Annotated in this window: 14 protein-coding genes; 8 read left to right on the top strand and 6 right to left on the bottom strand. The window is 63.8% G+C overall.

The genetic code is table 11. The features are described 5' to 3' along the window. Positions 1 to 42 precede the first annotated feature (42 nt). Both U0004_RS19830 and U0004_RS19825 read left to right on the top strand, forming a co-directional pair. Entirely contained in the window at positions 43 to 531 is a 489-nt protein-coding gene (locus U0004_RS19830; RefSeq protein WP_139144225.1) for a hypothetical protein, read from the top strand. Further along, positions 528 to 1,040, top strand: coding sequence for a DUF1993 family protein (locus U0004_RS19825; protein WP_231958064.1), 513 nt, complete (start codon positions 528 to 530; stop codon positions 1,038 to 1,040). The genes U0004_RS19830 and U0004_RS19825 overlap by 4 nt, the downstream gene beginning before the upstream one ends. A gap of 3 nt (positions 1,041 to 1,043) precedes the next feature. Here the strand turns inward: U0004_RS19825 and U0004_RS19820 are convergent, their stop codons facing one another. The 3 genes from U0004_RS19820 to U0004_RS19810 are packed head-to-tail and all read right to left on the bottom strand — an operon-like array spanning position 1,044 to position 3,435. Further along, on the bottom strand, positions 1,044 to 1,502 hold the full coding sequence (locus U0004_RS19820; protein ID WP_139144226.1) for a hypothetical protein: 459 nt from the start codon (positions 1,500 to 1,502) through the stop codon (positions 1,044 to 1,046). Next, a complete protein-coding gene (locus U0004_RS19815; protein ID WP_070258019.1) occupies positions 1,499 to 2,476 on the bottom strand; it encodes a D-2-hydroxyacid dehydrogenase in 978 nt (325 codons plus the stop codon). The genes U0004_RS19820 and U0004_RS19815 overlap by 4 nt, the downstream gene beginning before the upstream one ends. Next, positions 2,473 to 3,435 carry a LysR family transcriptional regulator gene (locus U0004_RS19810; RefSeq protein ID WP_070258020.1) on the bottom strand — a complete coding sequence of 321 codons (963 nt, stop codon included), beginning with the start codon at positions 3,433 to 3,435 and terminating at the stop codon, positions 2,473 to 2,475. The genes U0004_RS19815 and U0004_RS19810 overlap by 4 nt, the downstream gene beginning before the upstream one ends. 189 nt (positions 3,436 to 3,624) lie before the next feature. Between U0004_RS19810 and U0004_RS19805 the strand changes: the two genes are divergently transcribed. From U0004_RS19805 to U0004_RS19780, 6 genes are all read left to right on the top strand, one after another. Next, positions 3,625 to 3,795, top strand: coding sequence for a hypothetical protein (locus U0004_RS19805; RefSeq protein WP_161789575.1), 171 nt, complete (start codon positions 3,625 to 3,627; stop codon positions 3,793 to 3,795). Beyond that, positions 3,792 to 4,652 (top strand): alpha/beta hydrolase, encoded by an 861-nt coding sequence (locus U0004_RS19800; RefSeq protein WP_052140188.1) that lies wholly within the window; start codon positions 3,792 to 3,794, stop codon positions 4,650 to 4,652. The genes U0004_RS19805 and U0004_RS19800 overlap by 4 nt, the downstream gene beginning before the upstream one ends. Positions 4,653 to 4,923: 271 nt before the next feature. Continuing rightward, positions 4,924 to 6,168, top strand: coding sequence for an efflux RND transporter periplasmic adaptor subunit (locus tag U0004_RS19795; RefSeq protein WP_070258022.1), 1,245 nt, complete (start codon positions 4,924 to 4,926; stop codon positions 6,166 to 6,168). A 2-nt stretch (positions 6,169 to 6,170) separates the two neighbouring features. Then, positions 6,171 to 9,371, top strand: coding sequence for an efflux RND transporter permease subunit (locus U0004_RS19790; RefSeq protein ID WP_034783119.1), 3,201 nt, complete (start codon positions 6,171 to 6,173; stop codon positions 9,369 to 9,371). 44 nt (positions 9,372 to 9,415) lie between these two features. Further along, positions 9,416 to 10,858, top strand: a complete 1,443-nt coding sequence (locus U0004_RS19785) for an efflux transporter outer membrane subunit (RefSeq protein WP_070258148.1) — start codon at positions 9,416 to 9,418, stop codon at positions 10,856 to 10,858. A gap of 175 nt (positions 10,859 to 11,033) precedes the next feature. Beyond that, positions 11,034 to 11,600 (top strand): fasciclin domain-containing protein, encoded by a 567-nt coding sequence (locus U0004_RS19780; RefSeq protein ID WP_070258024.1) that lies wholly within the window; start codon positions 11,034 to 11,036, stop codon positions 11,598 to 11,600. Between the two features lie 67 nt (positions 11,601 to 11,667). Here the strand turns inward: U0004_RS19780 and U0004_RS19775 are convergent, their stop codons facing one another. The 3 genes from U0004_RS19775 to U0004_RS19765 form a co-directional block, all read right to left on the bottom strand. Continuing rightward, complete coding sequence (locus tag U0004_RS19775; protein ID WP_070258026.1) at positions 11,668 to 11,931, bottom strand: hypothetical protein; 264 nt, start codon at positions 11,929 to 11,931, stop codon at positions 11,668 to 11,670. Positions 11,932 to 11,973: 42 nt separating this feature from the next. Then, on the bottom strand, positions 11,974 to 12,312 hold the full coding sequence (locus tag U0004_RS19770; protein WP_070258028.1) for a hypothetical protein: 339 nt from the start codon (positions 12,310 to 12,312) through the stop codon (positions 11,974 to 11,976). 115 nt (positions 12,313 to 12,427) lie between these two features. Continuing rightward, positions 12,428 to 13,450: a serine hydrolase domain-containing protein gene (locus U0004_RS19765; protein WP_070258030.1), complete on the bottom strand. Its 1,023-nt coding sequence runs from the start codon at positions 13,448 to 13,450 to the stop codon at positions 12,428 to 12,430. Positions 13,451 to 13,514: the final 64 nt, after the last annotated feature.

Below are 13,514 nucleotides of genomic sequence, written 5' to 3'. Positions count from 1 at the left end.
CGCTGCAGTGCTATGCGGCAACTTGAGGGGAGCATGGTGGTAATGTCAGGAGCAGGTATCGCGGCCATGGCCGAGGCGATCTTCGCCAAGCCCGGCGCGGCCGTGGCGCAGGCGTATTCGGAGGCGGAACAGGAAACGTTGCACTTTCACTCGCCTGCCGAGCTGTGCGCGTATGCGGCCAGGCTGGAGGTCGAAGGCGCCAGCGAGGTGCTCCTGGCCGTGCATTACCCGGACATGGGCGGGCAGTTTGCCCCGCGCCGTATCGCGCTCGACCCGGCCAAGTGCGCTGGCCTCACCTACCGCTACGTGTGCGAAGGCTGGGGCCTCATCCGCGTGTACCTGCGCCTGTCCAGCGGCAAGGGACTGGCGTCGCATGTGGGCGCCAATTCGCAGAAGCGGGCGGAAAAATGGCAGCCGCATTACCCGGAATTCGGTCCGACCGATGCCTGGCACTGGGATGCCGTGGGCCGCCATGAACGCCGGCTGATCCGCGTGCTGAAGAAGGTCGCCGCGCAGGAGGGCGTGTCATGACGGGCGCGCTGCACATCAATCCCGCCACCATCTTTTGCCGCTCGCTGGTGCAGCTCTCCGCCATGCTCGGCAAGACCGGCACCGAGCCGCACATGCTGGCGGCGCGTTTGCACCCGGACATGCTGCCGTTCGCCCAGCAAGTACGCGCGGCCGTGAGCTTTTCCCTGCGCGGCTGTTGCCCGCTGGCGGGGCTGGAGGTGGCCGATTTCAGCGCCGCCGCCAGTCTGCAGGAGCAGATCGCGCACACCATGCGCTACCTCAAGGACATTCCCGTGGAGCGCTTTGACGGGCCGCCCGGGCGCATCTGCCGCGACCGCGCCGGCTTTGCCGATATCGCCTTGCCCGCCGACGAATATTTGAATTTGTACATCCTGCCGAATTTCTATTTTCACTTCAGCATGGCGTATGCGATCGCGCGCAGCGGCGGCGCGGCCATCGGCAAGGGCGATTTCGACGGTTATCACGCGTATGCGCCGGGTTTCAGTTTTGAGCGGCCTGCCGCGCCGTAGTTCCTACAAGCCCGCATCTTTCCACGATGCCAGTCCCAGTCGCTTCAGCAGCCGGCCCGACAGCCCGCAGCTCCAGCAGCTGATCTGGATTTGCCGGTGCCGGGCCGGCCCCTGCGCATGCCAGGCTTGCTCGGCGTAATCGAGCAGCGCTTCGCTGAGCGCAGAGGCGTCGGCCACGGGCGGCAGGCGCGTCATCAGTTCAAACACGCCGTGGGGCGTCTCCTTGATCTGCAGCAAACCTGCCAGCAGGGCGCGCAGCACGGCGGCGTCGATGCTGGTGCTCGCTTGCGTGTAGCGCTGCTGCCAGCACAGGCTGCGCTGCGGCCACAAGGTCAGCAGTGCCGGCACGTCGGCCGACCGCAGTTGCCCGATCAGCTCAGCCGCCTCCTGAAACAGGTCGAGGCGGTCATACTCGCCGCTGTCCAGGCCCAGCAGCTCATCGAGTTCGTGCAATACGCTCATGCCACCACGTTCGTGGGCGCGCCGCGCTCGAACGCTTCCACGTTGCCGATCAATATGTCGGCCAGCTTCTGCATGGCTTCCCCGCTGGCCCAGGCCGTGTGCGGCGTGAGGATGAAGTTGGGCAGGCGCAAATTGAGCAGCGGGTTGTCGGGCAGCGGCGGCTCCTTGGATAACACGTCGAAACCGGCGCCGGCGATCACGCCACGGGTCAACGCTTCGGCCAGTGCCGCCTCGTCGACGAGGCCGCCCCGCGCCGTGTTGATCAGGAGGGATGTGGGCTGCATGCGCGCCAGCTCTGCCGCACCGATGATGTTGCGCGTCTTGTCCGTCAACGGCAGGTGCAGACTCAGCACGTCGGAAGTAGCCAGCAATTCGTCGAACGTCACTTGCGTCACGCCGTCCTCATCGATAGGGGAGCGGTTGTGTACCTGCACCTGCATGCCGAAGGCGCGTCCCAGCTGCGCCACGGACTTGCCCAGCGCGCCATAACCGAGCAAACCCAGGCGGCTGCCGGCCAGGTCGCGGATCGGGTGGCCGAACAGGCAGAAGCGGTCCGATGCCTGCCACAGGCCCGCTTCCACATCGGCGCGGTAGGCAAACAACTGGCGGCGCAGGGCCAGCATCAGGGCCAGGGTATGCTCGGGCACGGTTGCGCGCGCATAGTCGCGGATATTCGCCACGACGATGCCCCGCTCGCGGCAGGCGGCCAGGTCGAGGATGTCCGTGCCGGTGGCGGCCACGGCGATCATCTTCAGGTCCGGCAGCTGCGCCAGCTCGGCCGCGCGCAGCGGCACCTTGTTCGTGATGGCGATGCTGGCGCCTTGCAGGCGAGACACCGTCTGTTCGCTGCCCTTGGTGTGCGGATACTCTTCCCAGCCGTGCGCAAAGGCGGGCGGGCGCACGGTGGCGATCAGGCTGTCGCGGTCGAGAAAGACGATGCGGTGCGGCTGCGGCGATGTGCTTGCTGTTGTCATGGCTGGACCTCGGTCAGGTTGGCGCGCGCGCTCGCAGGACTGCTCTTGCCCTTGAGCTGCGTGGCCGGGTGGTTGGTAAACATGTCGGCGACCCATTCGACAAACACGCGCACCTTGGCGGACAGATGGCGGTTGGGCGGATAGATCACGTGGATGGGCAACGGGTCGGATTCCCATTCGCCGAGCAATTCCACCATTTTGCCCTGTTCTATCAGCGGCGCAAGCATGAAATGCGTCATTTGCACGATGCCCAGGCCCGCCAGGCCGGCGGCCGTATAGGCGTTCGAATCGTTCAGGGCGATATGGCTGGGCATGGCGATCTGGATGCGTTCGCCGGCGCGCGTGAAATCCCAATCAAACGTTTTGCCCGTCTTGGCGGAGAAAAAATTTACGCCCCGGTGGCGGGGCAGGTCGTCAGGATGCAGCGGCGTGCCGTGCTGCGCCAGGTAGCCGGGAGAGGCGCAGGTCATGAAGTGCAGCACGCCGACCCGGCGCGCGATCAGGTTCAGGTCGCCCAATTCGCCGCCGCGCACGGCGCAATCGACGCCTTCCTCGATCAGGTCGACAGGACGGTCGCTGCAGCCCAGCTCCAGCGAGATGTCCGGGTAGCGGGCAAAGAAGTCGGGCAGGGCGGGAATGATCAGTTCGCTGGCCAGGGCCGTGGGCGCATCCACGCGCAGGCGTCCGCTGGGACTCAGGCGCGTGCGCGACAGCGATTCCTCGGCCTCGCGCACGTCCGACAGGATGCGCACGCAGCGTTCGTAATAGGCGGCGCCGTCGGACGTGATGCTGACATGGCGCGTAGTGCGGTTGAGCAACTTAACCGACAGGCTTGCTTCCAGCGACTGGATCAGGGTCGACACGGTGGCTTTCGGCAGCTGCATGTTTTCCGCCGCGCGCGTAAAGCCGCCCGCATCGACGACTTGGATGAAAACTTCCATGGCTTGCAGCTTGTTCACTTGAATTCCTATCACTTTATGCGTGATTATTCAGAATCCTGAACAATCAATTCGTCATTGCACTCTTTATCAGATTGTAGATCAAGTCTATAGTTGTTGTACTGCAGCATAAGATGATTGCCGCAGGAAGTTCACAGGAGAAAAATTATGGGTCATCGGAATGGAATCTTTGCAGTGCTTGCTCTCGCTATGAGCTCGCTCGCTCTGGCCGCGATGGTATCGACGGATGCATATTCGATGGCGGCGCAAAGCGAAGCCAGCGGTTATAGCGCCCTGACCCATGAAGTGGGCGGCGTTGCCCTGTTGTGCCTGAACGACACGGTGCTCGATGTTGCGGTGCAGCCGGTGGTGGCGCAATGAGCTTTGCCGACACCGCGGCCGAACTGGCGCCTGGCCAGGCGCTGAAGATACGCGATATCCAGGTGCAGGGCGCGCAGGATGCGCTCGGCGCGCGCGTCTACACGGCCGGCGTGCCGGGCGCCAGGCAGCCGAACCTGATGGTTTTCTTCCATGGCGGCGGCTTTGTCGACGGCGACCTGGACGATGCGGACGACTTCCTGCGCTGCCTCGTGCTGAGCAACCCCGACCACGTGGTGCTGGCCGCGAACTACACCCTGGCCCGTGTGCGGCCATTTCCCGCCGCCGTGGAAGACGCGCATGCCGTGCTGCTGTGGGCAAAAAAGAACAAGTCCAAGCTGGGCTGGACGGGCAAGCAGATGGTGGTGTCGGGCATCGAAGCGGGCGCCAACCTGGCTGCCGTATGCGCCATGATGTCGCGCGACCGGGGCGGACCGCCCCTCGCGGGCCAGGTGCTGATCATGCCCATGCTCGACCCCGGCCTGTCGACCTGCTCGATGCGCAACTTGCCGACCTGTCCTGACCTGGCGGAAGTGGCCGATCAATGCGCCGCCGCCTACCGCGGCTACTTGCCGAATGCCGCTGACCGTACCCATCCGTATGCGTCGCCGTTGCAGTCGAGCCGCCTGAAGAACCTGCCGCCGGCGCTCATCCTGTCCAGCGAAGACGACCCATTGCGCGACGAGGCTGAACAATACGGCAGCAAACTGATCGCCTGCGGCATCAAGACCACCGTGCGGCGCATGGCCGCCGCGCCGCTGCAGGACGCCACCGCCCGCAATGAGTGCGCCTGCAAGGTGCAGGTATTGAGCGAAATTAGCAGTTTCGTCGCCGGACTGGGGCAGGAGCCCGAGTCATGAAGCCGCCATCCGCGGCACCGCAAAAAAACTTACACTAATCAGTTTACTTTTTGAGTTTTGGTTGCTACACTACGCAGTGTAGTTCCCTTCATGCCTGAGTTGTGCGTTCGCACAGCCAGCTTCGTCGTCCCCGTCCGCTTTTAAGCAGCTGGCGGCCTGTTTACCTTTGATCGAGCGCCGTCGGGCGCCATGGCACCACCATTCACTTTTTCAGTTGGGTTGCTTCCTGCCGCCCATACCATTAGAAATTTTCATAAAACAGGGAAATAAAATGAAAAACGTTCAACAATTTTCCACTCTGCTCAAGCCCCTGGCTGCCTCGCTCGCGCTGGCAGGACTGGTGGCCGTGAGCCTGGCTGGCTGCGATTCGGCCAATAGCAAGGTGCCCGACGCGCCAGCGGCCGGCGGCCCGCCCATCTCGGCCGCCGCCGTCGTTGAAAAACAGATCACGGAAACACAGGAATTCTCGGGCCGCCTGGAAGCGATCGAGCGCGTGGAAATCCGCTCGCGAGTCGGCGGCTTCATCACGGCCGTCAATTTCAAGCCGGGCAGCGAAGTGAAAAAGGGCGACGTACTGTTCGTCATCGATCCGCGCCCATTCCAGGCTGAAGTCTCGCGCGCCGAAGGCACGGCCGCTTCGGCCCGCGCCAAGGCGGAACTGGCCAAGCTGGAACTGTCGCGCGCTGAAAAGCTGCTGGCCGAAAAAGCTATCGCCCAGCGCGAATTCGACGAAAAGGCGTCGGGCCTGAAAGAGCTGGACGCGAACGCCCGCTCGGCGCAAGCCGCGTATGAAGCGGCCAGGCTGAACCTGTCGTACACGCAGGTGCAGGCGCCGATCAGCGGCCGCGTCAGCAAGGCGGAAATCACCGTCGGCAACCTGATCGACGCTTCCGCCATCCTCACTTCCGTGGTGTCGACGGACCGCATCTACGCCAGCTTCGACGGCGATGAAGATACGTATCTGCGCGTGGCCGGCACGGCGCAAAAAGGCACGCCCGTCACCGTCAAGGTGGGCCTGGCCAACGAGACGGGCTTCCCGCACGAAGGCAAGCTGGAATTCGTCGACAACCAGCTCGATCCGGCCACGGGCAGCGTGCGCATGCGCGCCACCTTCGCCAACGCCGAGCGCCAGCTGGTGCCGGGCCTGTTCGCGCGCATCCAGCTCGACGGCGGCAACGGCCCGCAGGCGCAAAGCACGGCGCTGTTGATCTCCGACCGCGCCGTCGGCACGGACCAGAGCCGCAAATACGTGTACGTGGTGGGCGCCGACAACAAGGCCGAATACCGCGCCGTCAAGCTGGGCCCGGCCTCGGACGGCTTGCGCGTGGTGCGCGAAGGCTTGAAGGCGGGCGAAAAGATCGTCGTCAACGGCTTGCAGCGCGTGCGCCCCGGCGCCCCGGTGACGCCGCAGATGGTGGCGATGGATTTCGATCCGACCGCGCCTGTCGCTCCTGCAAAACCTGAAGTAAAAGACGCCAAGATCGCCGCGAAAGCAGCATCGACCTCCAAGGAATAAACATGAATTTTTCCCGCTTTTTCATCGACAAGCCGATTTTCGCGGCGGTGCTGTCGATCGTCATATTCGTGGCCGGGCTGCTGTCGATTTTCGGCCTGCCCATCTCCGAATATCCCGACGTCGTGCCGCCATCCGTGGTGGTGCGCGCGCAATACCCGGGCGCCAACCCGAAAGTGATCGCCGAAACCGTGGCCGCGCCGCTCGAAGAGCAGATCAACGGCGTCGAGAACATGCTCTACATGTCCTCGCAAAACACGTCCGATGGCGCGATGATGCTGACCGTGACCTTCAAGATCGGCACCAACGTCGAGCAGGCCGAGACGCAGGTGCAGAACCGCGTGCAGCGCGCCTTGCCGCGCCTGCCCGAGGAAGTGCGCCAGATCGGCGTGACGACCGTCAAATCGTCGCCCAATCTGACCATGGTGGTGCACCTGGTTTCGCCGAACAAGCGCTATGACGACATGTATCTGCGTAACTACGCGGTGCTGAACGTCAAGGACCAGCTGGCCCGCTTGCCCGGCATGGGCGACATCCAGATCTTCGGCGCCGGCGACTACGCCATGCGCATCTGGCTCGACCCGCAAAAGGTAGCGGCGCGCGGCATGACGGCGAACGATGTCGTCGACGCGATCCGCGAGCAGAACGTGCAGGTGGCTGCAGGTGTCATCGGCGCTTCGCCGGCGAAGAACTCGGACTTCCAGCTGACCGTCAATACCCAGGGCCGTCTGCAGACGCCCGAGGAATTCGGCGCCATCATCGTGCGCACCAATGCCGACGGCGCCGTGACGCACCTGAAGGACGTGGCGCGCGTGGAAATGGGCGCCAACAGCTACTCGCTGCGTTCGCTGCTGAACAATAATCCGGCCGTCGGCATGGGTATTTTCGAAGCGCCGAATGCCAACGCGCTGCAACTGTCTTCCGACGTGCGGGCCAAGATGGACGAACTGAAAAAAGACTTCCCGCAAGGCGTGGAATACCGTATCGAGTACGACCCGACGCAGTTCGTGCGCTCGTCCATCGAAGCCGTGATCCATACCCTGTTGGAAGCCATCGCCCTGGTGGTGCTGGTGGTGATCATCTTCCTGCAAACCTGGCGCGCATCGATCATTCCGCTGCTGGCCGTACCCGTCTCCATCGTCGGCACCTTTGCCGTGATGCTGGGCTTTGGCTTCTCGATCAACACGCTGTCGCTGTTCGGCCTCGTGCTGGCCATCGGTATCGTCGTCGATGATGCCATCGTGGTGGTGGAAAACGTCGAGCGCAACATCGAGGAAGGCTTGTCGCCGCGCGACGCCACCATCCAGGCCATGAAAGAGGTTAGCGGTCCTATCGTCGCCATCGCCCTGGTGCTGTGCGCCGTGTTCGTGCCGATCGCCTTCGTGCCTGGCCTGTCGGGTGAGTTCTATCGCCAGTTCGCGCTGACCATCGCCATTTCGACCGTGATCTCCGCTTTCAGCTCGCTGACCCTGGCGCCAGCCCTGTCTGCCGCGCTGCTGAAACCGCACGATGCGCCGAAAGACGCGCTGACGCGCGGCATGGACATGGTCTTCGGCCGTTTCTTCGCCTGGTTCAACCGCTTCTTCGGCCGCGCTTCGCACCGCTATGAGGCGGGCGTGAAAGGCGTGTTGGGCCGCAAGAGCGCGTCGCTGGGCGTGTATGCGCTGCTGGTCGTTGCCGCCATCTTCACCTTCAAGTCCGTGCCGGCAGGCTTCGTGCCAGCGCAGGACAAGCAATACCTGGTGGGCTTTGCACAATTGCCTGACGCCGCTTCGCTGGACCGCACGGAAGATGTCGTGCGCCGCATGTCCGACGTCATCAAGTCGGTACCTGGCGTCGAATCGACCATTGCCTTCCCCGGCCTGTCGATCAACGACTTCACCAATGCGCCGAACGCCGGTATCGTCTTCGCCACCCTGAAACCGTTCGACGAACGCAGCAGCAAGGAATTGTCGGGCGGCGCCATCGCGGCCGAGATCAACAAGCGCCTGGGCGGCATCCAGGACGCTTTCATCATGGTCTTCCCGCCACCGCCGGTCAACGGCCTTGGTACCATCGGCGGCTTCAAGATGATGATCGAAGACCGCGGCAACCTCGGTTACGACGCGCTGTACAACGCCACCCAGGCATTGGCCGCCAAGGCGTACCAGACGCCGGAACTGGCGGGCGTGTTCTCGGGCTACCAGATCAACGTGCCGCAGCTGTTCGCCGACGTCGACCGCGTGAAAGCCAAGCAGATGGGCGTGCAGCTGCAAACGATTTACCAGACCTTGCAGATCAACCTCGGTTCGCTGTACGTAAACGACTTCAACCAGTTTGGCCGCACCTACCAGGTGCGCGTGCAGGCCGATGCGGCGTTCCGTTCGCATGCGCAGGATATCGCGCAGCTGAAGGTACGCAATGACAAGGGCGAAATGATCCCGCTGTCGTCGTTGATGCGCGTGAAGGACAGCTATGGTCCGGACCGCGTGCAGCGCTACAACGCGTATGCCGCAGCCGACTTCAATGGCGGCGCAGCCCCTGGCGTATCGAGCGGCCAGGCGCAAGCCGCGCTGGAACGCATCGCCAAGGAAGTGCTGCCGCAGGGGATCGCGTATGAATGGACGGAGCTGACCTACCAGGACATCTTGTCCGGCAATACGATGATCTATGTCTTCCCGCTGTGCGTGCTGCTGGTATTCCTGGTGCTGGCCGCCCAGTACGAAAGCTGGACCTTGCCGCTGGCCGTGATTCTGATCGTGCCAATGTCGATCCTGTGTGCCTTGCTGGGCGTCAAACTGACCGGCGGCGACAACAATGTGTTCACCCAGATCGCGCTGTTCGTGCTGGTGGGGCTGGCGTCGAAGAATGCGATTCTGATCGTGGAATTTGCCCGCGAACTGGAAGAGCATGGCCGCACCGTCGTGCAAGCGGCGCTGGAAGCGTGCCGCCTGCGTCTGCGTCCGATCCTGATGACGTCGATCGCCTTCATCATGGGCGTGGTGCCCCTGGTGTTCTCGCACGGCGCCGGTTCGGAAATGCGCCATGCCATGGGCGTGGCGGTGTTCGCCGGCATGCTGGGCGTGACCTTCTTCGGCCTGTTCCTGACGCCCGTGTTCTATGTACTGCTGCGCACCCTGGCGCAGCGTTTTGAGAAAAAACCAGCCGATGCTGCCGCCAAGCCTGCCGCCGCGCCAGCATTGAACCTGGAAGGAGATATATATTGAAAACCAAGGAAATCATCTGGCGCGTCAAGCCCGTGCTGACCGCCATGGCAGCAGCCGTGTTGCTGGCGGCCTGCGCGGCGCCGGAGTTCAAGCAGCCGCAGATCGAGACGCCGACGGCGTTCAAGGAAGCGCAAACGCCTGCCGTGCAGACGGCGGCGGACGGCACGCGCTGGAAGCAGGGCGTGCCAGCCGAGCGCCAGGCGCGCGGCGAGTGGTGGCTGGCCTTCAATGATCCGGCCCTCACAAGCCTGATCAACGAAGCCACGCAGGCCAATGCCAACCTGGCCGTCGCCGCCGCCCGCGTCAAGCAGGCGAGGGCGATTGCCGGCATCGCCGAAGCGGACCGCATCCCGCAAGTGGGCGTGAACGTGGGCGGCCAGCGCAACCGCGCTTCCGCCGTGTCGCTCGGCTTGCCGAACGGCGCGCCGGTGGCTGCCACGAATGTCTACCAGGCGAATCTGACGGCCAGCTACGAAGTCGATCTGTTCGGCAGGGTCGCCTCGAACGTCAGCGCCTCGCGCAGCGATGCGCTGGCCGTGGAAGCGACATACCGTTCTGTGCTGCTGTCCTTGCAGGCCGACGTGGCGCAGACCTATTTCCAGCTGCGCGCCACGGATGCCGAACTGGCGACCCTGGAACAGACGGTGCGCCTGCGCGAGGAAAGCGTGCATGTGAACCAGCGCCGCTACGACCTGGGCGACATCGGCGAATTCGACCTGTCCCGTGCCCGCACGGAGCTGTCGACGACGCGCGCCGAAGCCATCGGCCTGCAGCGCCAGCGCGCCACCAGCGAACATGCGCTGGCCGTCCTGCTGGGTAAACCTGCCGCCAGTTTCACGGCGACCGTCAACCCGCTGCAGGACAGCGGCTTCCTGCCCGTGATCCCGGCCGGCATGCCGTCGTCCCTGCTGGAGCGCCGTCCCGACATCGCGTCGGCGCAGCGCACCATGGAAGCGTCGAATGCGCGCATCGGCGTGGCGAAATCGGCCATGTTCCCCGCCTTGACCCTGAACGCCTCCGGCGGCGGCGCGTCCGATACCTTCTCGGACATCTTCAAGTGGAGCAGCCGCTCCTGGCTGCTGGGCGCCCTGATGTCGATGCCGATCATCGACGGTGGCCGCAACAAGGCAGCCGTGAGCCGCAGCGAAGCGCAGCTGGAAGAGTCGGTGGCGACGTATCGCCAGAGCGTGCTGGTGGCGTTCGCCGAGGTGGAAGACAACCTGGCCGGCCTGCGCATCCTGTCGGGCCAGACGCAGCAGATCGACGAAGCCGTCGTTTCGGCACGCCGCTCGGCCGACCTGGCGCAAAAGCTGTACGACGCGGGCCGTTCCAGCTACCTCGATCTGCTGGACGCGCAGCGCAACCTTGCCACCATCGAGCGCAATGCCGTGCAGCTGCGCGGCAACCGCGCCGTCACCACGGTGGCGCTGATCCGCGCCCTGGGCGGCGGCTGGGGCGAAACGGAGCCGCAGGTCGCGGCCAACTAGTTTCCCGGCACCGCGGGCTGGATCAATCCGGCCCGCGACGCGGGAGCCTGCCAGGAACGGCGTCGTGCACTGCACGGCGCCGTTTTTCTGTTTTCAGCGAGTTGAATCCGTTTGCGGAACGGCGCCGTAAGTACTCCTGCAATCACGCAAACGCAGTCATCCAGGAGATACCATCATGCGCACCTTCGTTCCCGCAGCACTACTTGTCACTTCCCTCGCATCCATGCTGGCCGCCAGCGCCCCGTTTGCCGCCGACATGACGACCATGGTGGGTGGCCAGAGCATGTATCCGTCCAAGGACATCGTCGATAACGCCGTCAATTCGGCCGACCACACGACCCTGGTCGCTGCCGTCAAGGCGGCCGGCCTGGTCGACACGCTGAAAGGCAAGGGTCCATTTACCGTGTTCGCGCCGACGAATGCGGCCTTCGGCAAGCTGCCCGCAGGCACCGTCGAGACCCTGGTGAAGCCGGAAAACAAGGCGACCCTGACGAAGATCCTTACCTACCACGTGGTGCCCGGCAAATACGACTTCAAGGCGCTGGCGAAGGAAATCAAGATGCACGACGGTAAAGCCACCTTGCCCACGGCCAGCGGCGGCAAGCTGATGTTCGCCAAGAACGGCATGCACAACATCGTGGTGATGGACGAGGGCGGCAACAGCGCCAATATCAGCACCTATGACGTGTACCAGTCGAATGGCGTGATCAATGTGATCGACACGGTGCTGATGCCGAAATAAATACACGAAAAAGCGGACGAAAAAAAAGACAGGGAAACCCCTGTCTTTTTTGATGGCGCAGCCGCGATTACTTGGCTGGCGCTGCTGGCGTTGCCGGTACTGCTGGTTCCGCAGGCGCTGCCTTGTCGGCTGGCGCGGCTTTCTTTGCCTTGTGATGCTTGGCTTTCTTGTGCGCCGCTGGTTTGGCGGCGGCTGCCGGCGCTTCGGCCTTGACGACAGGGGCGACGACAGGAATCGGTGCCACTGGAGCGACTGGCGCGACGGCTGGCGTCTGGGCGAAAGCGGCGGTGGCGAACAGGCTGGCGATCAGGGTGGCGATAACTTTTTTCATTTTAAGATCCTTGGTAAGCGTGGTCAGTAAAGTGTGTCGGAATTACTTGGCTGGCGCCGCTTCGGCGGTAGCCGATGCCAGCTTTTCGTCAGCCTTGGCCTTGGTTTTCTTGGCTTTGTGGTGTGCCTTGGCTTTGGTGGTGGCCGCTTCCGCTTTGGCGCTGGCGACGTCCGTTTTTGCGGCGACAACGGCTTTCGCTTCCTTGGCATCCGCCTTCACGACGGCTTGCGCTTCCTTGGCGTCCGCTTTCACGACGGCCTTGGTGTGGGCCGCTTCCACTTTGGCGGGCGCTGCCGGAGCGGCCGCAGGTGCTGCCGGGGTTTGGGCGAAGGCTGCAGTTGCGAACAGGCCGGCGATCAGGGTAGCGATTACTTTTTTCATGGTGCAGTCCTCAGTGGTGGTTTGTCTGGTATGTCTGTTGGTGTCGGGATGATTCCCGTGTCACTGAGCATAAAACGCGCCCCCGGACGCTTGCGTTGACGGTCATTACAAACGCTTACATCTGCGTTGCATCCGCTTTCAGGATGGCCTTCAGGATGTCTTCCGAACGGCGCTGTCCATACCCCTTGCCATACGCGCTCGATGCGATGCTGACCACCATGCGACGGGCGGGTATCACATAGATCTTGTTGCCGCCATTGCCCGAGGCGAAATGCACGGCAATCTTCTGTCCTCCGACGTCCTGCGTCTTCGCGTACCAGAAATAGCCGTAGCTGTCGGCGTAGCGGTCCACGGCGCCGATGGCCACGCGCGGCGCCAGCGCCGCTTGCAGCCAGGCGGCATCGATTACCCTCTTGCCGTCAAATACGCCTTCGTCGAGCACCATCTGGCCGATCCTTGCCGTGTCGCGCGCGCGCAGCGACAGATTGCCCTGGCCTTTCGGGTGGCGTGCCACGTCGCGGCCCCAGCTCCAGCGGGTGATGCCCAGTGGCGCGAACAGCACCTTGGCGGCGTAGTCTTCCAGGTCGGCGCCGCTGGCGTTTTCCACCACTCTGCCCGCGACATATGACCCCAGCGAATTGTAGCGATACATGCTGCCCGGCGCCGTGGCAGCCGGTATCGCACGCACGAAGGCGGCCGGGTCGGGCGACGCATCGAGCTTGTCTTCATTGCCAGGCGACTGTTCGTCGTCATCGAAGGCGGCCAGGCCCGAACGCATGGTCAGCAAATCGTCGAGGGCGACCTTGCCCGCCCGGCTGCCAGCGACTTCGGGCCAGTAGTCTCCCACCGTTTTTGTTGTCGCCAGCTGGCCGCGCGCCACGGCCGCGCCCACCAGCAGGGCGGTGATGCTCTTGCCGGCCGAGCGGATGTCGTGCAGGGTATCGGCCGTCTCGCCGTTGTAATAGCGTTCGGCCACGACGGCGCCATCGCGCAGCACGACGACGGCGCGCAAATCGCCATGGCTGTCGCGGTCCTGGGCTTGCAGGACTTGCGCCAGGGTGGCGGGTGTCCTGTCCTGCGCCAGGACAGGGCCGGACAGGAAGAGGGCACTCAATAGTGAAAAGGACAGGTGGCGCATGGACAGCTTTCGTGGCGATGGGCGGATTGCCAGTGTCGCCCAATTACGCGGTCTTGTGGCATTT

The organism is Janthinobacterium lividum (assembly GCF_034424625.1).
Lineage (GTDB): Bacteria > Pseudomonadota > Gammaproteobacteria > Burkholderiales > Burkholderiaceae_D > Janthinobacterium > Janthinobacterium lividum.
This window is presented reverse-complemented; position numbering and strand designations above follow the sequence as displayed.

What these genes read in the sequence shown, in the direction of transcription:
- U0004_RS19830 (WP_139144225.1), top strand. Translation starts at nt 43, where the DNA reads ATGTCAGGAGCAGGTATCGCGGCCATGGCCGAGGCGATCTTCGCCAAG.
- U0004_RS19790 (WP_034783119.1), top strand. Translation starts at nt 6,171, where the DNA reads ATGAATTTTTCCCGCTTTTTCATCGACAAGCCGATTTTCGCGGCGGTG.
- U0004_RS19770 (WP_070258028.1), bottom strand. Translation starts at nt 12,312, where the DNA reads ATGAAAAAAGTAATCGCTACCCTGATCGCCGGCCTGTTCGCAACTGCA.
- U0004_RS19780 (WP_070258024.1), top strand. Translation starts at nt 11,034, where the DNA reads ATGCGCACCTTCGTTCCCGCAGCACTACTTGTCACTTCCCTCGCATCC.
- U0004_RS19785 (WP_070258148.1), top strand. Translation starts at nt 9,416, where the DNA reads ATGGCAGCAGCCGTGTTGCTGGCGGCCTGCGCGGCGCCGGAGTTCAAG.
- U0004_RS19805 (WP_161789575.1), top strand. Translation starts at nt 3,625, where the DNA reads ATGAGCTCGCTCGCTCTGGCCGCGATGGTATCGACGGATGCATATTCG.
- U0004_RS19825 (WP_231958064.1), top strand. Translation starts at nt 528, where the DNA reads ATGACGGGCGCGCTGCACATCAATCCCGCCACCATCTTTTGCCGCTCG.
- U0004_RS19820 (WP_139144226.1), bottom strand. Translation starts at nt 1,502, where the DNA reads ATGAGCGTATTGCACGAACTCGATGAGCTGCTGGGCCTGGACAGCGGC.
- U0004_RS19815 (WP_070258019.1), bottom strand. Translation starts at nt 2,476, where the DNA reads ATGACAACAGCAAGCACATCGCCGCAGCCGCACCGCATCGTCTTTCTC.
- U0004_RS19800 (WP_052140188.1), top strand. Translation starts at nt 3,792, where the DNA reads ATGAGCTTTGCCGACACCGCGGCCGAACTGGCGCCTGGCCAGGCGCTG.
- U0004_RS19765 (WP_070258030.1), bottom strand. Translation starts at nt 13,450, where the DNA reads ATGCGCCACCTGTCCTTTTCACTATTGAGTGCCCTCTTCCTGTCCGGC.
- U0004_RS19775 (WP_070258026.1), bottom strand. Translation starts at nt 11,931, where the DNA reads ATGAAAAAAGTTATCGCCACCCTGATCGCCAGCCTGTTCGCCACCGCC.
- U0004_RS19795 (WP_070258022.1), top strand. Translation starts at nt 4,924, where the DNA reads ATGAAAAACGTTCAACAATTTTCCACTCTGCTCAAGCCCCTGGCTGCC.